The following is a 20666-nucleotide window of genomic DNA, read 5'->3' as shown; positions in this document are numbered from 1 at the left end:
CGGCACCGGAGCCCGGACGTGCAGGCGGCGCGTCAGCACGCGGGTGAGCGCCGACCGACACCACTGGAACGGCCGACCCGGTCGGGCGAGGTGCGACAGCCGCGGCGGCGCCCGAGCTCAGCGCTGGAGCACGCGCGCGAGCGCCTCCGACATGTCGAGCGACTCGCCGTCCTTGCCACCGGCACCGATCACGAGCGGGGGAGCGGACGGCTCCGGGGTGACGCCACGGAACCGGGCGGCGAGGCTCGACGGCGTCGTGAGGACGTAGAACTTCCCGTCGGTGTCGATCGCGACCGTCTCGTCGCGCCGCAGGTACCACCCGACCAGCGGCGTCTTGTAGCGGGACCGACCGTCGTAGCTGCGTGCCGAGAGAGGCTCGGGGCTCGGCCCGACCTTCAGCGCCCGGCGCAGGAACGCGTCGATCAGCTCCTGCGCCTGGGCGGACTCGGCCCGCTGCCTGCTGGCGAGCAGCTCTCCGTGCGCCTCCGCAGCCGCCCGCCGTTCCTCGCGCCAGCGGGCAGCCTTCTCGTCGGTCACGGTCGCCTCTGTGTCTGTCGGGCGGAGCCCGTCAGCGGCTCGACGCGGCGGCGTCGTCCTTGGCGGGCTGGTCGCCCTGGACATCGGCAGCCGGGCCGGCGTCCTTGACGTCGTCCTGCGCGGCAGCGGCGTCGTCCGTCGCCGGTGCGTCGTCCTTCGCGGGCTCCTCCGCCGGTGCCTCCGCGACGACCGGGATGGCGGCCGAGACGGGTGCGGGCCGCGACTTCGTCGGCCGCGTGGCCGGCCGGGCCGGCTTCCCCGCGGGCGCGACGGGCGCCTTCTCGCCCTCGGTGTCGGGCGTAGCCGCTGCCGGAGCCGGCTTTCGCTCCTGCGCGGGTGCACCCTCCGACGCAGCCGCCGGAGCGGACTTTGCTGCGGGAGCGGACTTCTCCGGCGCGGACTCCGTCTGCACCGGCGCGGACTTCTGCTCCTGCTCGAAGGCGGCCTCCGCGCGGCTGGCCCGCTCGAGCGTCGCCCGGTCCGGGTTGTGCCCGAGGAGGTTGCGCAGCTCGTCGAGGTAGGACGTGATCGACTCGCGCTGCCGGTTGAGGTCCTCGACCTGCCGCGTCGCGGTCGTGCGCTCGCGCTCCGACTCGATCATCGAGTCGGAGATCTGCTTCTCGGCGTGCTCGCGGGCCTCGGCGACGACGCGGTCGGCGTTCCGGCGCGCGTTGGAGAGGAGCTCCTTGGCGTGCTGCTCGGCGTCCGTCCGCACCTTGTCGGCCTGCGCCAGCGCCTTGGCCACCCGCTGCTCGGCCTCGGCCGCGTGCGCCTCGGCGTCGCGCACCAGGCGCTCCGTCTCGGCCCGCGCGGTCTCGTGCCGGTCGGCGTCCTCGCGCTCGGCGGCCTCGCGGCGCGACGCGATGCCCAGCTCGGCGTCGGCCAGCTGCTGCTCGGCGTCGCGGATCAGCTCGTCGGCGCGCGCCTTCGTCGAGGACGTCACCTCGGCCGCCGACCGGCGCGCCTCGGTGATCGCCCGCTCGACCTCGAGGCGCGCGCGCTCGCGCAGCTCGGCGGTCTCGCGCTCGGTCGCTGCCCGCAGCTCGGAGGTCTCCCGCTCGGTGACCTCCTGCAGCTCGGCCGCCTCGCGCGTCGTGAGGTCGCGCAGGTGCGACGTCTCCTGGGCGGCGCGCTCGCGCAGCTCGGTGGTCTCGCGCTCCGCCTGCGTGCGCAGGTCGGCGGCGTACCGCTCGGCGTCGCCGCGCAGGCCGAGGACGGTCTGCTCGGCGTCGGCCCGCTGGGCGGCGAGCTCGTCGGACGTCGTCGCGCGCAGCTCGCCGGTCTCCCGGTCGGCCTGCGCGCGGACGAACGCCGCGTACTGCTCGGCCTCGACGCGGAGGGCGGCGACCTCGGACGCCACCCGCTGCTGGAGCGCGGCGGAGTCGCGCTCGGCGGCGGCGCGCAGGCCGTCCGCGTACTCCTGGGTGTGCACCCGGAGCGAGGTGACGTCGTCGGCGGCCTGCTGGCGGGCTGCGGCCACCTCGGCCGCCACGTCGCTGCGCTGCTGGGCCACGTACCGGTCCACCTCGACCCGCGCGGCGGCGAGCTCGCCCTCGACCCGCTGGCGCAGCTCGGTGGTGTCCGCGTCGGCGCTCTGGCGCAGGTCCTGCGCGTACCGCTCGGCCTCCTCGCGCTGCGCGGTCGTCTCGGTCTCGGAGCGCGACCTGAGCTCGCTCGCGGTGCGCTCCGTCGCGATGCGCAGCTGCGTGGCCTCGTGCTCGACGCTCGCGCGCAGCGTGCCCAGCTCGCGCTCGAGCGAGCTGCGGCGCTCGCTCTCCTCGGTCGTGATCGCGCTCTGGATGCGTGCGGCTTCGCGCTCGGCCGAGCCGACGAGCTCCTCCGCGCGGCGCTGCGCGGCCAGGAGCGTGCTCTCGGCCTCGGCGGCGGCGGTCGTCTTGACCTCGTCGGCCTCCCGGCGTGCGGTGGCGACGACCTCGGCGACCTCGTTCTCCGCGCGGGCGCGCAGCTGCCCCGAGGCAAGCTTGGCGCGGGCCAGCGCGTCGGCCGCCTGCGCGTTCGCCTGGGAGACGACGTCCGACGACTGCTCCTCGGCGGACCGCAGGAGCTGCTCGATGCGCGAGCCCAGACCGGAGTACGTGGGCCGCTCGGCCTCCCGCAGCTGGCGGTGCGCCTCGGACAGCTCGCCGGCCACCTGCATGGCCCGTCCGTCGAGGGACTCCACCTGGGCGCGGGCGTCGGCGAGAGCCTTCTCCAGCCCGGCGATACGGGCGTCGACGGCCTCGCGTTCGTAGCCGCGGAAACTGACGACGGGGAAGGGGGTCCGGGCGTCGGGCACGAGCAGTCCTCCTGGGCACTGTGGCTCCGTGGAGCGGCCTCGGTCGAGGCGCTCGTCGACTTCCGGAGCCCGCCGGTCAGGATACGCGTGTTCACGGCACCGCGGACCTGCGCGTCCCCAGGTATGCACGCTCGGGCGGATCCGTCCATTCGCTCCCGGTTCGGCCGTGCGGAGCCCCTCTGCCTATCCTGGGGTCCCCCGCCCCTGGAGGATTCTGCGTGCTCAAGCGACTGACCACCGCCGCCGTCGGCGTCGTCGGACTGGTCGTCATCGGTCTCGGCATCGCGTCCGCGACGGTCTGGCGAGCTGACGACGTCCTCGTCGCGACGACGTCCGGCGGCTCGCACACCCTGGTGACCGATCCCGGCGTCCTGGAGCTCGGCGGCGACCCCGTGACCGTCAAGGTGAGCGTGCCGGACGGTGGCAACGTCGTCCTCGCGGTCGGTCGGGACACGGACGTGGCGGGGTGGGTCGGCAGCGACGCGCACGGCCAGGTCACCGGCCTGACGGGCTGGCACTCGCTCGCGGTCGACGACGTCGCCGCACCGGAGCCGACGGCGGCGCCCACGGACGCGGTCCCGACGGAGCCCGCCCCGGCGGACGCCGCGACCCCCGCCCCCACCGAGGAAGCCACCGACGCACCCGTGACCGTCGCCGACCCGACCGGGTCGGACCTCTGGGTGGCCGAGGTGACGGGGACGGGCTCGGCCGAGCTGGTCTGGCCCGCGCAGGAGGGCCGATGGAGCCTGCTCGCCGTCAGCACGGGGGAGTCCGCCCCGACCTTGGCGATGGAGTGGCCGCGCGTCGTGACGACGCCCTGGCTGTGGCCGTGCGTCGCCGTCGGGACGTTGCTGGTGCTCCTCTCGACCTGGCTGCTGCTGCGCGACATGCGTCGTCGCCGCGCGGGACTCGACGAGCCGCGCTGGCACCCGGTGAGCACCGGTGCGACCCCGGTGGTCGTCGTCGGCGGCAACGTCGACACCATCCCCGTCCTGACCCGGCGCCAGATGCGCGAGGCCGCGCAGGGGCACGCGCCCAGGCCGCGGTCGGGCCCTGTCCCGCTGGTCTCCGAGCCCGCACACACAGCCGCACCCGCGTCGTCCGCGCCGGCCCCCGCCCCCGCACCCGCGGAGCCGTCCCGCGCGCCGGTGCCGACGGCCGCGTCCGCGACCACCGCGGTGGGCGCCGGGACGAGCCGCCGTGCGCTGCGCCCGTCCACGGGGGCGATCCCGGTGACGCAGGCGAGCCCCGCCGCGCCGGGCTGGACACCTCCGCCCACGTCCACGTCGGGCGCCTACGCACCGGGCACCTCCACCTCCAGCCGCACACCGGGCACCCCCCCGCCGGCGCCCGGCGGACCGAGCGGCGTGCCCGCCGGTCCCGCCCGCCCGGGCAGCGCGCCGGGAGGGTACGGAGGCACTGCCGGTCGGCACTTCGGCGCACCTGGCGGAGCGAGCAGTGCCCCCGGTGGGCCGAGCAGTGCGCCCGGTGGGCCGAGCAACGCCCCCGGCGGGCAGCCCAGCGCGCCCGGCGGGCCGAGTGGTGCACCCGCAGGGCCCGGCCGCCCGACGGACCCCGTGTCGGCAGCGCCGCACGGCCGGCCGTCGTGGGTCCGGGGGACCGCAGGTCCGCCTCCTACCGCTGCACCCGTTGCTGCGCCGTCGCCCGTGACGGGACCGGAGCGCAGCGGTCCCGCCGGCTGGTCGGCGGTCCCGCCGCCTCCCGGCACCCGGGTGCGCCCCGGCTCGTCCGCCGGACCTGACTCGTCGGTGCACGCTGGCCGGCCCACGTGGGTGCGGCCGACGGCGCAGGAGCCGCCGTCGGCGGACGACCCGGCGACGGCGGGCTCTCGGGCGGACGCCTGGCGCCGCGCCTGGGGGTTGCCGCCGACCGAGGGCGCCACCGACGGGAACCACACGGACACGGACACGAGAGGAGAGCAGCGATGACGCGCACGCCACGCTCCCGCAGGCTCCTCGTCGGCGCCGGCAGCGCGCTCGTGCTCGTGCTGACCGCCTGCGCCACGCCGCTCCCGCAGGCCGAGCCCGAGCCGGTGCCGGCCGTCGCGCCGGCGGCCACGACGGTGGTCCAGTCCCAGGACGTGCTGACCGACGTCGGAGCCGTCCTCGCCTCCGCCGACGCGGCTCTCGACCCGGCCCAGCTGCCGCCGCGGGTGGAAGGTCCCGCGCTCGCGGTGCGGAGCGCGGAATACATCCGCGCGACGGCGACCGCCGGCGCGAAGCCGCCGACCGCGCTCCCCACGGACGAGCAGGCGCTGATCGTGCCGCAGACCGACGTCTGGCCGCGCACGCAGCTGGTCGTCACCAAGCAGCCCGACGACCTCCAGGCGCCCCGCATCCTCGTGATGCAGCAGAACGCCCCGCGCGAGCAGTACCGGTTGTGGGGCTGGGGGCGGATGGGTGCGGGCGTGCAGATGCCGCCGACGGCAGCGCCGGAGACCGGCAGCCCCGTGCTGGCCCCGGACGCGACCGGGCTCCTGGTGACCCCGGCTGAGGCGCTGCAGCAGTACGCGGACGTCCTGGCGAACGGCACGGCCTCTCCGTACGCGGCGACGTTCCAGGCGGACACGTTCCGGACCAGCATCGAGGCGGCGCGCGCGGCGACCGTGGCCGGGGTCCAGGCGGCGGGGTCGGCGACCGAGACCTACACGCCCGACGCGGCACCGGTGGTCACGCTCCAGACGGTCGACGGTGGCGCGATCGTGGTCGGCCAGCTCATCACGGTCTCCACGGTGACGCTGACGGTGGCGGGCGGGACGATCCCGATCTCCGACCCGTTCTACGCCGCGCTGACCGGCAAGCAGAGCGCTGGCAGCAACTTCGTCCGCGCGTTCACCGACGTGCTCGTCATGTACGTGCCCCCTGCCGGCAGCGGCGCTCTCGTCCAGCTGCTCGCGGCGGAGCACGCCGTCACGTCGGCGACCGCCGAGTGACCGACCGTCCGACTGCTCTCCCGACCCGCCGACCCTGACACAGGCCACGAAGGAAGAACGCCGCATGTCGCAGCCCACCGGACCCCGTCCCCGCCTCGACGTGCGAGGTGCGGTCGACCTGTCCACCCTGAACCGTCCCGCCACGCCCCCTCCGGGGAGCCCGGGCGGGCTGCCCTCGCCGGGCGCGTACGTGGTGGACGTCGACCAGACGACGTTCCCCGACCTGGTGCAGAGCTCGACCCAGCACCCGGTGGTCGTCGTGCTGTGGTCGCCACGCAGCGAGGCCAGCGCGACGGTGGCCGCCGACCTCGCGTCGCTCGCCGACGAGGACGCCGGCCGGTGGCTCCTGGCCCGCATCGACGCTGAGGCGAACCCGCAGATCGCCCAGGCGTTCCAGGCCCAGAGCGTGCCGACCGTGGTCGCGGTGCTCGCCGGCCAGCCGCTGCCGCTGTTCCAGGGGTCGTACCCGCGCGACCAGGTGCGCGCCGTCCTGGACCAGGTGCTCGCGGCCGCCGAGGCGAACGGGATCACCGGCCGCGCCGCGCCGAACGCGGATGCCGATGCCCCGGCCGAGCCCGAACCCGAGCCGGAGCTGCCGCCCCTGCACCAGGCGGCGTACGACGCGATCGAGCGCGACGACCTGGCGGCGGCGACCGCCGCGTACGAGCAGGCGCTCAAGGAGAACCCCCGCGACGCCTTCGCGCGCGCGGGCCTGGCACAGGTCGGTCTGCTCGACCGGACGCGTGACCTCGACCTGCAGGCGGCACGCACGGCAGCCGCCCAGGACCCTGCCGACGTCGACGCGCAGCTCGCGGTCGCGGACCTCGACATCCTCGGCGGCAAGGTGGAGGACGCGTTCGGCCGGCTGGTCGACGTCCTGCGCACGACGTTCGGCCCGGATCGCGAGCGGGTGCGCGTCCGCCTCGTCGACCTCTTCGAGGTCATCGGCGGCGAGGACCCCCGCGTGATCGCCGCGCGGCGTGCCATGGCGAGCGCGCTGTACTGACCGGTACGGGCAGCCCCGCATCTGCGCAGGTCGCAGCCCTGAACGGGACGTGACCCGCGTCACCGGGCGCGGATTTGCCCTTCCGGCCCAGGCCTGCGTAATCTTCTCGATGTCGCCCGGCAGGGAGGAACGGACACCGCGGATCGAACCGCAGTGGCTGGTCCCCCGGAGCGACATCCTCGGACTCTTCGACCGGCGGCCAGATCGTCGGTCTCCTGGAGTGTCCGGACGCGGAACTCAGGTTCCTGCCCAGCTGAATCTCCTCTGACCAGGAGGTTTGACGGGGAAGGGCTGCTCCGCTAAGTTAGAACGGTTGCCTCCGGACAGGTTGAAAGGCCTGGAGGGATGCGCGTCTGTTCCTTGAGAACTCAACAGTGTGCCAAATAGTCGATGCCATATGGCTCGCTATCTGATGATGCTTGCGCCCGTTTGGGTGGGGGTGTTGGAGGGTGGTGGGTCTTGGTTGAGATAGGTTCCGTTGTCTCCACCTCCGTGGGGTGGCGGGGCCAAAATTCAGCCGAATCTGAACGGTCCTTATCGGGACCATTTCGTGTGTCGGTTGCTTCGCTGCCTTTGGGTGGTGGGGTGCCATGTAGACATTTACGGAGAGTTTGATTCTGGCTCAGGACGAACGCTGGCGGCGTGCTTAACACATGCAAGTCGAACGGTGATGGCCAGCTTGCTGGTCTGATCAGTGGCGAACGGGTGAGTAACACGTGAGCAACCTACCCCAGACTCTGGAATAACCATGGGAAACGATGGCTAATACCGGATACGAGACACACACGCATGTGTGGTGTCTGGAAAGATTTATCGGTCTGGGATGGGCTCGCGGCCTATCAGCTTGTTGGTGGGGTAGTGGCCTACCAAGGCGACGACGGGTAGCCGGCCTGAGAGGGCGACCGGCCACACTGGGACTGAGATACGGCCCAGACTCCTACGGGAGGCAGCAGTGGGGAATATTGCACAATGGGCGCAAGCCTGATGCAGCGACGCCGCGTGAGGGATGACGGCCTTCGGGTTGTAAACCTCTTTCAGCAGGGAAGAAGCGAAAGTGACGGTACCTGCAGAAGAAGCGCCGGCTAACTACGTGCCAGCAGCCGCGGTAATACGTAGGGCGCAAGCGTTGTCCGGAATTATTGGGCGTAAAGAGCTCGTAGGCGGTTTGTCGCGTCTGCTGTGAAAACCTAAGGCTCAACCTTGGGCTTGCAGTGGGTACGGGCAGACTAGAGTGCGGTAGGGGTGACTGGAATTCCTGGTGTAGCGGTGGAATGCGCAGATATCAGGAGGAACACCGATGGCGAAGGCAGGTCACTGGGCCGCAACTGACGCTGAGGAGCGAAAGCATGGGGAGCGAACAGGATTAGATACCCTGGTAGTCCATGCCGTAAACGTTGGGCACTAGGTGTGGGGCTCATTCCACGAGTTCCGTGCCGCAGCAAACGCATTAAGTGCCCCGCCTGGGGAGTACGGCCGCAAGGCTAAAACTCAAAGAAATTGACGGGGGCCCGCACAAGCGGCGGAGCATGCGGATTAATTCGATGCAACGCGAAGAACCTTACCAAGGCTTGACATACACCGGAAACTTCCAGAGATGGTTGCCCCGCAAGGTCGGTGTACAGGTGGTGCATGGTTGTCGTCAGCTCGTGTCGTGAGATGTTGGGTTAAGTCCCGCAACGAGCGCAACCCTCGTCCCATGTTGCCAGCGGGTTATGCCGGGGACTCATGGGAGACTGCCGGGGTCAACTCGGAGGAAGGTGGGGATGACGTCAAATCATCATGCCCCTTATGTCTTGGGCTTCACGCATGCTACAATGGCCGGTACAAAGGGCTGCGATACCGCGAGGTGGAGCGAATCCCAAAAAGCCGGTCTCAGTTCGGATTGGGGTCTGCAACTCGACCCCATGAAGTCGGAGTCGCTAGTAATCGCAGATCAGCAACGCTGCGGTGAATACGTTCCCGGGCCTTGTACACACCGCCCGTCAAGTCACGAAAGTCGGTAACACCCGAAGCCAGTGGCCCAACTCGTAAGAGAGGGAGCTGTCGAAGGTGGGACTGGCGATTGGGACTAAGTCGTAACAAGGTAGCCGTACCGGAAGGTGCGGCTGGATCACCTCCTTTCTAAGGAGCATCTGGCAGCCACACGCACCTGTCATGGGTGGTGGAGGGTGTCCAGGCCCGTTGTCCCTGCCGAACGAGTGGGGGACGGTGCTCGAGGGTGGAACATCGACTGTGGCCGGCTTTCGAGCTGGTGGCGACTTAGTACGCCAGGGCCTTCGGGTTTCTGGGTGGGAACGGATCGTTGCTGGGGAGGGGTCGGCTGGGCACGCTGTTGGGTCCTGAGGGAACAGCCGAAAGGTTGCTTCATCAGGGTCGCTACGCACGCATGTCGCACCTGAGGGTGTGGGGTGGGTGCGGGTGGCTGCGGGCTGGTACCGCTCAGACGAACCACCCACGCACTGGTGCGCAAGCGCTGGGGTGTGGGTAGGCGCTGGGGTGAGGGTGCTTGTTCCGGTCGTAGCTTGAGAACTGCACAGTGGACGCGAGCATCTTTTTTGAATGATTTTTGTGGTCAAGTTTATAAGGGCACAGGGTGGATGCCTTGGCACTAGGAGCCGAAGAAGGACGTTGTAGCCTGCGATAAGCCTCGGGGAGTTGGCAAACGAACCGTGATCCGAGGATGTCCGAATGGGGAAACCCCGCACGAGTCATGTCGTGTGACCCGCACCTGAATATATAGGGTGTGTGGAGGGAACGGCGGGAAGTGAAACATCTCAGTACCGCCAGGAAGAGATATTCCGTGAGTAGTGGCGAGCGAAAGCGGATCAGGCCAAACCGTGTACGTGTTCAAGCCGGCAGGCGTTGCGTGCACGGGGTTGTGGGACCTTTCAGCTGGTTCTGCCGAATCAGCAGGGAGTCAGAAAGTCGCGTCATAGTCGAAGGGCATTGAAAGGCCCGGCACAGAGGGTGTGACCCCCGTAGACGAAATGGCGTGGCCTCCCGAAGGGGATCCCAAGTAGCTCCGGGCCCGAGAAACCTGGAGTGAATCTGCACAGACCACTGTGTAAGCCTAAATACTACCTAGTGACCGATAGCGGACAAGTACCGTGAGGGAAAGGTGAAAAGTACCCCGGGAGGGGAGTGAAATAGTACCTGAAACCGTGTGCCTACAATCCGTTGGAGCCTCCCTAGCAGGGGTGACAGCGTGCCTTTTGAAGAATGAGCCTGCGAGTTAGTGGTACGTGGCGAGGTTAACCCGTGTGGGGAAGCCGTAGCGAAAGCGAGTCCGAATAGGGCGATTCAGTCGCGTGCTCTAGACCCGAAGCGGAGTGATCTAGCCATGGGCAGGTTGAAGCGCGGGTAAGACCGCGTGGAGGACCGAACCCACCAGGGTTGAAAACCTGGGGGATGACCTGTGGTTAGGGGTGAAAGGCCAATCAAACTCCGTGATAGCTGGTTCTCCCCGAAATGCATTTAGGTGCAGCGTCACGTGTTTCTTGCCGGAGGTAGAGCTACTGGATAGCCGATGGGCCCCACCAGGTTACTGACGTTAGCCAAACTCCGAATGCCGGTAAGCCAGAGCGTGGCAGTGAGACTGCGGGGGATAAGCTCCGTAGTCGAGAGGGAAACAGCCCAGACCACCAGCTAAGGCCCCTAAGCGTATGCTAAGTGGGAAAGGATGTGGAGTTGCACAGACAACCAGGAGGTTGGCTTAGAAGCAGCCACCCTTGAAAGAGTGCGTAATAGCTCACTGGTCAAGTGATTCCGCGCCGACAATGTAGCGGGGCTCAAGTATACCGCCGAAGCTGTGGCATTCACATATCAGCTCAGCGCACCTTCGGGTGTGTTCAGGCGTGTGGATGGGTAGGGGAGCGTCGTGTGGCGAGTGAAGTCGCGGGGGAACCCAGCGGTGGACGCCACACGAGTGAGAATGCAGGCATGAGTAGCGAATGACGGGTGAGAAACCCGTCCGCCGAATGATCAAGGGTTCCAGGGCCAGGCTAATCCGCCCTGGGTAAGTCGGGACCTAAGGCGAGGCCGACAGGCGTAGTCGATGGACAACGGGTTGATATTCCCGTACCGGCGAAGAACCGCCCATACCGAGCCCGGTGATGCTAAACGCCCAAGACGTCGCACCGTCCCTTCGGGGACACCGTGGCGTGGAGCGCGTGACCCGAACCGGTAGTAGGTAAGCGTATTAACAGGGGTGACGCAGGAAGGTAGCCAAGCGTGGCGATGGTAGTCCACGTCCAAGGTCGTAGGGCGAGGTGTAGGCAAATCCGCACCTCATATAGCCTGAGAGCTGACGGTGACCGCGAATGCGGGAATCTGGTGATCCTATGCTGCCAAGAAAAGCCTCGACGCGAGGTTCTAGCCGCCCGTACCCCAAACCGACTCAGGTGATCAGGTAGAGAATACCAAGGCGATCGAGAGAATCGTGGTTAAGGAACTCGGCAAAATGCCCCCGTAACTTCGGGAGAAGGGGGGCCTGAAGCGTGAACCGACTTGCTCGGGGAGCGTGAAGGGCCGCAGAGACCAGGGAGAAGCGACTGTTTACTAAAAACACAGGTCCGTGCGAAGTCGCAAGACGATGTATACGGACTGACGCCTGCCCGGTGCTGGAAGGTTAAGAGGACGGGTCAGCCGCAAGGCGAAGCTCAGAATTTAAGCCCCAGTAAACGGCGGTGGTAACTATAACCATCCTAAGGTAGCGAAATTCCTTGTCGGGTAAGTTCCGACCTGCACGAATGGCGTAACGACTTCTCCGCTGTCTCAACCGCGAACTCGGCGAAATTGCACTACGAGTAAAGATGCTCGTTACGCGCAGCAGGACGGAAAGACCCCGGGACCTTTACTATAGTTTGGTATTGGTGTTCGGTGCGGCTTGTGTAGGATAGGTGGGAGACTGTGAAGCCGGCACGCCAGTGTCGGTGGAGTCAACGTTGAAATACCACTCTGGTCGCTCTGGATATCTAACCTCGGTCCGTGATCCGGATCAGGGACAGTGCCTGATGGGTAGTTTAACTGGGGCGGTTGCCTCCTAAAATGTAACGGAGGCGCTCAAAGGTTCCCTCAGCCTGGTTGGCAATCAGGTGGCGAGTGCAAGTGCACAAGGGAGCTTGACTGTGAGACTGACAGGTCGAGCAGGGACGAAAGTCGGAACTAGTGATCCGGCGGTGGCTTGTGGAAGCGCCGTCGCTCAACGGATAAAAGGTACCCCGGGGATAACAGGCTGATCTTGCCCAAGAGTCCATATCGACGGCATGGTTTGGCACCTCGATGTCGGCTCGTCGCATCCTGGGGCTGGAGTAGGTCCCAAGGGTTGGGCTGTTCGCCCATTAAAGCGGTACGCGAGCTGGGTTTAGAACGTCGTGAGACAGTTCGGTCCCTATCCGCTGCGCGCGCAGGAAACTTGAGAAGGGCTGTCCCTAGTACGAGAGGACCGGGACGGACGAACCTCTGGTGTGCCAGTTGTTCCGCCAGGAGCACGGCTGGTTAGCTACGTTCGGAAGGGATAACCGCTGAAAGCATCTAAGCGGGAAGCCTGCTTCAAGATGAGGTTTCCATGCCCCCTTGAGGGGTGAGAGGCTCCCAGCTAGACCACTGGGTAGATAGGCCGGATGTGGAAGAGGGGACTAAAGACCCTCGCAGCTGACCGGTACTAATAAGCCGACAACTTCACCACACCATTCAATGCGTGTACGCGTCCACTGTGCGGTTCCCGAGTAACGAACGGGAACCCGTTTGACAACTCGATAGCGTTACGGCGGTCATAGCGAAGGGGAAACGCCCGGTCCCATTCCGAACCCGGAAGCTAAGCCCTTCAGCGCCGATGGTACTGCACTCGCCAGGGTGTGGGAGAGTAGGACGCCGCCGGACATCATTCAGGAAGAGCCACCCCTACGGGGGTGGCTCTTTCTGTTTCCCCCAAAACACGTTTTGTGCGCGCAACGTCGGGCGTATTGATCACCAGGAATCACCGCAGTGTCGTCCCCGTTCCGCGTCGTCGGTGCGGCCGTTTGGTCGCCGTCCGGCGCCCGGGGCCGGGGATGAGACGATGGGGCGGTCGATCGCGACGAGGAGAGCACACAGATGAACAGCGAGAATCGTGCCGGGAGCACACCTGACGGCCGTGGCCGGTCGGGTGGGGCGGACCGTGGTCGACCCGACGGCAGCAACAGCTCAGCACGAGGCTCGCACGGCGGTGGCGGAGCCCCCCGAGGCGGATCGTCCGGGGGCAGCGGTCGTCCGCGGTCGTCCGGTTCGTCGCAGGGTGGTGGCCGCGCGTCGGGTTCCTCGTACAGCTCCGGCGGCGACCGGGGATACCGGCCCTCGTCCGGTGGTCGTCCGCCCGGTGACGACCGTGGCTTCCGTCCGTCGTCTGCCGGACGCGCTGGTGACTCGCGCGGTGGGGAGCGGTCTGCGTCGGGCGGCGACCGCCCGTCCTACGGCAACCGGTCCGGCGGAGACCGGCCGGGTGACGGGCGCAGCGAACGACCGGCCTACGGTGACCGCAGTGGTTCTGGCGACGGTCGTCGCGATGGCGCGCGTCCGTCCTCCGGGGATCGTGGCAGCTACGGCGCCGGCAGGTCGGGCGACCGTCCGTCGTACGGCGACCGCAGTGGTGGACGGGACCAGGGTCGCGGCGCTGAGCGTCCGTCGTACGGCGATCGGTCTGGTGCCCCTCGTTCGTCCTACGGCAACCGTCCCACCGGCGACCGTCCCTCGTACGGCAGTCGGCCTTCGGGTGACCGCCCCTCGTACGGCAGTCGGCCCGCCGGTGACCGGTCCTCGTACGGTGACCGTTCGGGCTCCGGTGAGCGTGGGCGCACCGATCGCCCGTCGTATGGAAGCCGCCCTGGTGGAGATCGTCCCTCTTCCGGCGGTCGCCCCGGCGGCGACCGTTCGGGCGGTGGTGGGCGTTCGTCCTACGGCAACCGTGGCGGCGGCGAGCGTCCGTCGTACGGCGACCGGTCCGGTGGCGGCGATCGTGGCCGTGGCGGCGACCGCTCGGCGCCGGGTGGCGACCGTCCGTCCTATGGCAGTCGTCCTTCTGGTGGGGACCGACCCTCCTACGGTGATCGCCCGAGCGGTGGGGACCGCGGTCGCGGCGGTGAGCGGCCGTCGTACGGCGACCGTTCCGGCGGTGAGCGGTCCGGCTACGGCACCCGTCCGTCTGGCGGTGACCGTCCGTCCAGCGGAGATCGCTCCGGAGCCGGCGATCGCCCCTCGTACGGCAACCGTTCGACCGGGGGTGAGCGGCCGACCTATCGCGACCGGTCGGGTCGCTCGTCTGGTGAGCGGCCGTCGTACGGCGACCGTTCCGGCGGTGCACGGTCCGGCTACGGTGACCGGCCGTCCGGCGGCGACAGGTCGTCGTCCGGGAACCGGCCGTCGGGCGGTGGCCGCCCGTCGGGCGACCGTCCCTCGTACGGTGACCGGTCCGGTGGCGAGCGTTCCGGCTACGGAGATCGCCCCGCGTACGGCGGCGACCGTGACCGTGGTGCCGCTCGTCCGTCCTACGGTGACCGCCCCGGCGGCGACCGTCCCGGTGGCGACCGCAACCGCGGCAGCGAGCGACCGTCGTACGGTGGTGGCGCCGGCGGGGGGCGTCCGGGTGAGGGCGACCGTCGCTCGTCCGGCGACCGGCCGAACCAGGGGAGTCGTCCGGCCGGTGAGCGCGGCTCGACGGAGCGGCGACCCTCGAGCGACCGGCCGTCGTCGAGCGGGCAGCGTCTCTCGTCGGCAGATCGTGGCGAGCGGAGCAGCTACTCTCGCCCGCCGGCCGGCGGCAATCGGGCCGATCGCCCGGCGACCGGTGATCGTCGGCCCCCGTCCGGCGGATCGGGCCGAGACGACCGGACCGGCTCGAGCCGGGGCCACAGCGCGGGCTCGGACCGTCGAGAGAGCGACGACCGTCGGCTCACGCGTCCGCCGCAGGACGAGCGCGCCGTCGCCCCCGAGATCCCGGATGACGTGGTCTTCAGCGACCTCGACCGTTCCGTGCGTGGGCGTCTGCGCACCCTGAGCAAGGACAACGCGGACGGCGTCGGTCGCCACCTGGTGATGGTGGGTCGGCTGCTCGACGTGGCGCCCGAGCTCGCGTACGAGCACGCCCAGGCTGCGGTCCGGCGGGCCGGACGCGTCGACGTCGTGCGTGAGGCGGCCGGCCTGGCTGCGTACCGCACGGGTCGGTACGCCGAGGCGCTGCGTGAGCTGCGCACCGTGCGGCGGCTGAACGGCTCGTCCGAGCACCTGGCGATCATGGCCGACTGCGAACGCGGCCTCGGCCGGCCCGAGCGTGCGCTCGCGCTGGCTCAGGAGCCGGAGGCCGAGACGCTCGACGCGGAGGCGAAGATCGAGCTGGCGATGGTCGTCAGCGGCGCACGCCTGGACCTCGGCCAGGCCGAGGCTGCCGTGGCGGCCCTGTCGACCCCCGCTGTGCGGGCGGGCACCGGGATCGTCTCGATCCGGGTGGCTCAGGCACGCGCGGCTGCCCTGGAGGCGGCCGGACGGTCCGCCGAAGCACTCGCCGAGCTCGCGCCCTACACGCAGGACCAGCTCGACGAGGCCGCCGGTGACGTCGAGCTGGAGGACGAGGTGGTCTCGTTCGACCTGAGCGAGTTCGACGCCGACGGCGAGTACGACGAGGAGGCGCCCGAGGCGGAAGACAGCGTCGACGTGGCGTCCGGCTCCGACGAGGAGTCCGACGCCGAGAGCGGCGACTCCGAGGATGACGGCGACGACGACTCTGACGAGGAGTCCGACGACGTCACCGACGACCTCGCCGGCGACGACCTCGACGAGCGCGGTGTCGCGATCGATCACGCTGCCGACGCGTCGGTCGTCGAGTCGGTCGATGCTGACACCAGCAATGACGTCGGTGGCGTCGACGAGTCGGTCGTCTCTGACGATGCGGATGTCGTCGACGAGTCGGTCGCGAGCCACGGTGCAGGCGATGCCGACGGTGCGGATGCGGTCGCCGACGTGGTGGACGACGCGGACGGGGACGACGCGCGCGTGCAGGTCGAGCCGGACGTGACTGGGTCGGACGAGGCGGAGGGCGGTCGGTGACGGGCGGTCTCGTCGGCTCGCAGACGCCGCTCGCAGACCGGTTCGACCTCGCGCTCGTCGACCTGGACGGGGTGGCCTACCGCGGACACGAGCCGATCGACGGCGCGGCCGAAGGTCTGACGGCGGCGCGGGTGCGCGGCATGCGGCTGGTGTTCGTCACGAACAACGCGTCTCGTGAGCCGGAGTCGGTGGCGGACCAGCTCACGGAGCTGGGGATCGCGGCGGAGCCGTCGGAGGTCATGACGGCCGCGCAGGCGGCGGCGCAGCTGTTGCTGACGCGGCTGCCGCGCGGGTCGAAGGTGCTGGTCGTCGGCGGTGCCGGTCTGGTCACGGCCGTGCGGAACGCGGGGTACGTGGTCGTGGAGTCCGCGGACGACGAGCCCGCGGCGGTCGCGCAGGGCTTCGCTCCGGAGGTGGGCTGGCCGCAGCTGGCGGAGGCGGCGTACGCCGTCGGGCGCGGTGCGTGGCACGTGGCGTCGAACCTCGACTTGAGCCTGCCGACGGCCCGCGGTTTCGCGCCCGGGAACGGGTCGCTGGTCGGCGCCGTGCAGGCTGCGACGGGCGTGGTGCCCGACAGTGCCGGCAAGCCGTCGCCGACGATGTACGACATGGCTGTGGAGCGGGTCGGGGCGCGGGAGACCCTCGTCATCGGCGACCGTCTGGACACGGACCTGGCCGGAGCGCGGGCGGGCGGCTACCTCGGCCTGCACGTGCTGACGGGCGTCAGCTCGGCGCGCGACGACGTCCTGGCCGTTCCGGGGGAGCGCCCGCACCTGATCGGCGCCGACCTGCGGTCCCTCCTCGTCGCCCACCCGGAGCCGCAGCAGGCCGCGGAGGGCTGGTGGACCGTGCGCGGTGCGTCGGCTCGCGTGCTCGACGGCAGGCTCGAGCTGGGTCGCGCGTCGTCGTCGGACGTCGAGGACGAGGTCGACGTCGTGCGGGCGGCGTGCGCGGCAGCCTGGGCTGCGGTCGATGCAGGCGTCGAGCTCGACCCGACCTCGGTCCCCGAGCTGGCGACCGGGCTTGACCACGGCTGACGCGGCGGTCCCTGTGTGTGGCGACAGGATGCTGTCCGCTGCGACAGGTAGCGTGGGCGCGTCCCGTGGCGCGATCAGCGCCCAACGGCTCGTGCGGTGATCGTTCCGCGGACCGTGCGGACACACGACCATGTCGGGAGGCGACGCAGTGAGCGAGACGGACATCACCGGGTCGACGTCGGACGACGCCGTCGACCAGGCGCTGTCGGCGCTGGCTGGCCTCGAGGACCAGCCGTTGCGTGACCACGTCGCGGTCTTTGACGCGGTCCACGGCGCCCTGCAGGACCGGCTCGCGGACGCGGAGGGCTGACCGGCGGTGACCACACGCCTCGACACGGAGCTGGTGCGTCGCGGTCTGGCCCGATCGCGTCGTCACGCCGGAGAGCTGATCGCGGCCGGCCGGGTGACCGTCGACGGCTCGGCCGTGGCCCGCAGTGCCGTGCAGGTCACGGACGACCGGCAGGTCTCGGTGGTGGCCGACGAGACCGACCCCGGCTACGCCTCGCGTGCCGGGCACAAGCTGGCGGGTGCGCTCGACGCGCTCGGTGCGGACGGGCCGGTCGTCGCCGGACGGACCTGCCTCGACGCCGGCGCGAGCACCGGGGGCTTCACCGACGTGCTGCTGCGTCGCGGTGCCACCCGGGTCGTGGCCGTCGACGTCGGGCACGACCAGCTGGTCGACGCGCTGCGCGACGACTCGCGGGTCGAGGTCCGGGAGGGCGTCAACGTCCGGACGCTGCGGCACGGGGACGTCTCGCCGGAGCCGAGCCTGGTCGTCGCCGATCTCTCCTTCATCTCGCTCACCCTCGTCCTCCCCGCCCTGGCTGCCGTCGCGGCCCCCGACGCCGACCTGCTGCTGATGGTCAAGCCCCAGTTCGAGGTCGGGCGCGAACGGCTCGGGGCCGGCGGGGTCGTGCGAGTTCCCGGACTGTGGGTCGACGCCGTCGTCGGCGTCGCCCGTGCGGCGGCCGAGCTCGGCCTCGCGGTGCGTGACGTGGTCCGTAGCCCGCTGCCGGGACCGAGCGGGAACATCGAGTTCTTCCTGTGGCTCGATCGACCGGCCGGGACCGGCCCGGTGCAGGTGCCCATCGATCGGATCACGGCCGCCGTGCTGGCCGACGGAGAGGTCGCCCCATGAGCCGGCGCGCTCTTGTGGTGACCCATGGGGGTCGCGAGGAGGCCGTCTCGGCCACCCGCGACGCCGTTCGCGAGCTGGAACGCGCGGGCGTCGAGGCTGTCCTGGCCGCGGAGGACGCCGACGCGTCGGACCTGCCGACGTTCGAGCTCGCCATCGTGCTCGGCGGCGACGGGACGATCCTGCGGGCGGCCGAGCTGACGCGCGGGACCTCCGTGCCGTTGCTGGGAGTGAACCTCGGGCACGTCGGGTTCCTCGCCGAGAGCGAGCGTGAGGACATCGGCGAGGCCGTGCGTCGGCTGACCGCGGGGGAGTTCGACATCGAGGAGCGCGGCACCCTGGACGTGCGGGTCAGCCGCCCCGACGGGAGCAGCGGAACCGGGTGGGCGCTGAACGAGGCGGCGCTGGAGAAGGTCGACCGGTCTCGCATGCTCGAGGTGCTGCTGGAGGTCGACGGCCATCCGCTGTCCTCGTTCGGGTGCGACGGGGTCGTCGCGGCGACAGCGACGGGCTCGACCGCGCACGCGTTCTCCGCCGGCGGACCGGTGGTGTGGCCCGACGTGGACGGCATGATCCTGGTCCCGATCTCCGCGCACGCGCTGTTCGCACGGCCGCTCGTCGTGGGCCCCCGCAGCAGGCTCGCGATCGAGGTGCTCGACCGGTCACCGGCTGCAGGACTGGTGACGCTCGACGGGCGGCGACGTCTCGAGGTGCCCCCGGGCTCGCGGGTGGAGGTCACGCGCAGCGACATTCCCGTACGGCTCGCGCGGCTGACGCCCGCGCCGTTCACCACCCGTCTGGTGAACAAGTTCGGGCTGCCGGTCGACGGGTGGCGCGGCCGCCCGAGCGCACCTCGACCGTCCGCACGACCTACGCCCCCGGAGGTGCCCGCGTGATCGAGGAGATCCGCATCGACAACCTCGGCGTCATCGGCCGGGCGCACGTCGAGCTGGGGCCGGGCCTGACGGTCCTGACGGGCGAGACGGGCGCCGGCAAGACGATGGTGCTCACGGCGCTGAACCTGCTGCTCGGCGGCAAGGCCGACCCGGCGACGGTGCGCGTCGGGTCGACGTCCGCGGCGGTCGAGGGACGCGTCGTGCTGGGCGCGGGTGGCGCGGCGCTCGAGCGTGCCGCGGAGGCCGGCGCCGAGCTGGACGACGACGGCAGCCTCGTCCTGCTGCGGACCGTCGGCGCCAGTTCCGACGGCACGGCCGGACGGTCGCGCGCGTACGTCGGTGGGCGGTCGGTGCCGCAGGGCCTGCTCGCCGAGCTCGCCGACGAGCTGGTCACCGTGCACGGCCAGGCCGACCAGGCTCGGCTGCGGTCGCCGGCGGTGCAGCGCGAGGCTTTGGACGAGTTCGTCGGGGCTGCGCATCGCGACGTGCTCGCGCGCTACCGCGCCGCCTGGGCGGAACGCGGACGTGTGGACGCGGAGCTCACGGAGCTCGTCGACCAGGCGCGGGACCGGACGCGCGAGGCCGAGCTCCTGCGGCTCGGGCTGGCCGAGGTGGAGCGGGTCGACCCCCAGCCTGCCGAGGACGTCACGCTGGCCGAGGAGGTCGACCGGCTCTCGCACGCGGAGGACCTGCGGACGGCCGCGGCGGGTGCGCACGCGGCGCTCGTGGGCGAGGACGGGGCGGACGAGGGTGCTGCGGCGGTCGGCACCATCGAGCAGGCACGCCGGCTGCTCGAGCACGAGGGCACGCACGATCCCGCGCTCGCCGCGCTGGCCACGCGGATCGCCGAGGCCGGGTACCTGCTGGCGGACGTCTCCACCGACCTGGCCGCCTACCTGGAGGACCTGCAGGCGGACCCGCTGCGCCTCGACGCCGCGCAGCGCCGTCGTGCCGAGCTGGGCACGCTCACGCGCAGCTACGGCAGCACGGTCACCGAGGTGCTGGCCTGGGCCGACACCGCGGGACGCCGCCTGCTCGACCTCGACGGTGGCGACGAGCGGATCGCGGAGCTGCGCGAGGCCCGCGGCCGGCTCGACGAGGAGCTGGGGACGCTCGCGGAGAAGCTGACGAACGGTCGGCGCGGCGGTGCCGAGCGGCTGTCCGCCGTGGTCTCCGAGGAGCTCTCGGGGCTGGCGATGGGCGGTGCCGAGCTGAGGGTCGTCGTCGACCCCGCGGACGAGCCGGGACCGCACGGTGCCGACCGGGTCGAGATGCTGCTCGTCCCGCACGCCGGTGCGCCCGCGCGACCGCTGGGCAAGGGCGCGTCCGGCGGTGAGCTGTCCCGCGTGATGCTCGCCATCGAGGTCGCGCTCGCCACGGCTCCCGGGGCCACGCGGCCGGGCACGTTCGTGTTCGACGAGGTCGACGCGGGCGTCGGTGGCCGCGCGGCGATCGAGGTCGGGCGGCGGTTGTCGGCCCTCGCGCAGGGCAGTCAGGTGCTCGTCGTGACCCACCTCGCGCAGGTCGCGGCGTTCGCCGACCACCACCTCGTGGTCACCAAGTCGACCGCGAACGGGGTCGACGTGGTCACCGAGTCGGACGTGCGATTGGTCACGCGCGACGAGCGTGTGCGCGAGCTCGCCCGCATGCTGTCGGGTCAGGAGGACTCCGACGCCGCGCGGACGCACGCCGCCGAACTGCTCGAGCTCTCGTCCGTGGGACGATGAGCGG

At 70.4% G+C, this 20666-nt stretch carries 11 protein-coding genes and 3 rRNA genes; 12 read left to right on the top strand and 2 right to left on the bottom strand.

Annotated features, from left to right (window positions below; all coding sequences use genetic code 11):
- Window positions 1-117: 117 nt before the first annotated feature.
- Window positions 118-537, bottom strand: coding sequence for a hypothetical protein (locus ACXJKF_RS06500; protein ID WP_456786917.1), 420 nt, complete (start codon window positions 535-537; stop codon window positions 118-120).
- Between the two features lie 31 nt (window positions 538-568).
- Complete coding sequence (locus ACXJKF_RS06495; RefSeq protein WP_456786916.1) at window positions 569-2833, bottom strand: hypothetical protein; 2265 nt, start codon at window positions 2831-2833, stop codon at window positions 569-571.
- Between the two features lie 218 nt (window positions 2834-3051).
- Between ACXJKF_RS06495 and ACXJKF_RS06490 the strand changes: the two genes are divergently transcribed.
- The 12 genes from ACXJKF_RS06490 to recN all read left to right on the top strand — a co-directional run bounded on the left by ACXJKF_RS06490 (window position 3052) and on the right by recN (window position 20662).
- Window positions 3052-4782, top strand: coding sequence for a hypothetical protein (locus ACXJKF_RS06490; RefSeq protein ID WP_456786915.1), 1731 nt, complete (start codon window positions 3052-3054; stop codon window positions 4780-4782).
- The gene (locus ACXJKF_RS06485) at window positions 4779-5786 is read left to right on the top strand and encodes a hypothetical protein (protein WP_456786914.1); all 1008 of its coding nucleotides are present in this window, start codon (window positions 4779-4781) and stop codon (window positions 5784-5786) included. Before ACXJKF_RS06490 ends, ACXJKF_RS06485 begins: the two co-directional genes overlap by 4 nt.
- A 64-nt stretch (window positions 5787-5850) precedes the next feature.
- The gene (locus ACXJKF_RS06480; RefSeq protein WP_456786913.1) at window positions 5851-6792 is read left to right on the top strand and encodes a co-chaperone YbbN; all 942 of its coding nucleotides are present in this window, start codon (window positions 5851-5853) and stop codon (window positions 6790-6792) included.
- Between the two features lie 599 nt (window positions 6793-7391).
- Window positions 7392-8913 (top strand): 16S ribosomal RNA (locus ACXJKF_RS06475).
- A gap of 449 nt (window positions 8914-9362) precedes the next feature.
- A 23S ribosomal RNA gene (locus ACXJKF_RS06470) occupies window positions 9363-12478 on the top strand.
- Window positions 12479-12555: 77 nt separating this feature from the next.
- Window positions 12556-12672 (top strand): 5S ribosomal RNA (rrf, locus tag ACXJKF_RS06465).
- The 16S, 23S and 5S rRNA genes sit together here, the layout of an rRNA operon.
- 2097 nt (window positions 12673-14769) lie before the next feature.
- Complete coding sequence (locus tag ACXJKF_RS06460; protein WP_456786912.1) at window positions 14770-15867, top strand: hypothetical protein; 1098 nt, start codon at window positions 14770-14772, stop codon at window positions 15865-15867.
- On the top strand, window positions 15864-16904 hold the full coding sequence (locus ACXJKF_RS06455) for an HAD-IIA family hydrolase (protein WP_456786911.1): 1041 nt from the start codon (window positions 15864-15866) through the stop codon (window positions 16902-16904). The genes ACXJKF_RS06460 and ACXJKF_RS06455 overlap by 4 nt, the downstream gene beginning before the upstream one ends.
- 148 nt (window positions 16905-17052) lie before the next feature.
- Window positions 17053-17214 (top strand): hypothetical protein, encoded by a 162-nt coding sequence (locus tag ACXJKF_RS06450; RefSeq protein WP_456786910.1) that lies wholly within the window; start codon window positions 17053-17055, stop codon window positions 17212-17214.
- Between the two features lie 6 nt (window positions 17215-17220).
- On the top strand, window positions 17221-18042 hold the full coding sequence (locus ACXJKF_RS06445) for a TlyA family RNA methyltransferase (RefSeq protein WP_456786909.1): 822 nt from the start codon (window positions 17221-17223) through the stop codon (window positions 18040-18042).
- Window positions 18039-18935, top strand: coding sequence for an NAD kinase (locus tag ACXJKF_RS06440; RefSeq protein ID WP_456786908.1), 897 nt, complete (start codon window positions 18039-18041; stop codon window positions 18933-18935). The genes ACXJKF_RS06445 and ACXJKF_RS06440 overlap by 4 nt, the downstream gene beginning before the upstream one ends.
- Window positions 18932-20662, top strand: coding sequence for a DNA repair protein RecN (gene recN / locus ACXJKF_RS06435; RefSeq protein ID WP_456786907.1), 1731 nt, complete (start codon window positions 18932-18934; stop codon window positions 20660-20662). The genes ACXJKF_RS06440 and recN overlap by 4 nt, the downstream gene beginning before the upstream one ends.
- The last annotated feature ends 4 nt before the right edge of the window (window positions 20663-20666 follow it).

This window comes from Cellulomonas sp. P5_C5, from assembly GCF_054049655.1.
Note: the sequence above shows the minus strand (reverse complement) of the source record. Positions and strands in the feature narration are given on the sequence as shown.

Coding starts and splice junctions, on each gene's coding strand:
- ACXJKF_RS06485 (WP_456786914.1), top strand. CDS start 4,779: ATGACGCGCACGCCACGCTCCCGCAGGCTCCTCGTCGGCGCCGGCAGC.
- ACXJKF_RS06480 (WP_456786913.1), top strand. CDS start 5,851: ATGTCGCAGCCCACCGGACCCCGTCCCCGCCTCGACGTGCGAGGTGCG.
- ACXJKF_RS06440 (WP_456786908.1), top strand. CDS start 18,039: ATGAGCCGGCGCGCTCTTGTGGTGACCCATGGGGGTCGCGAGGAGGCC.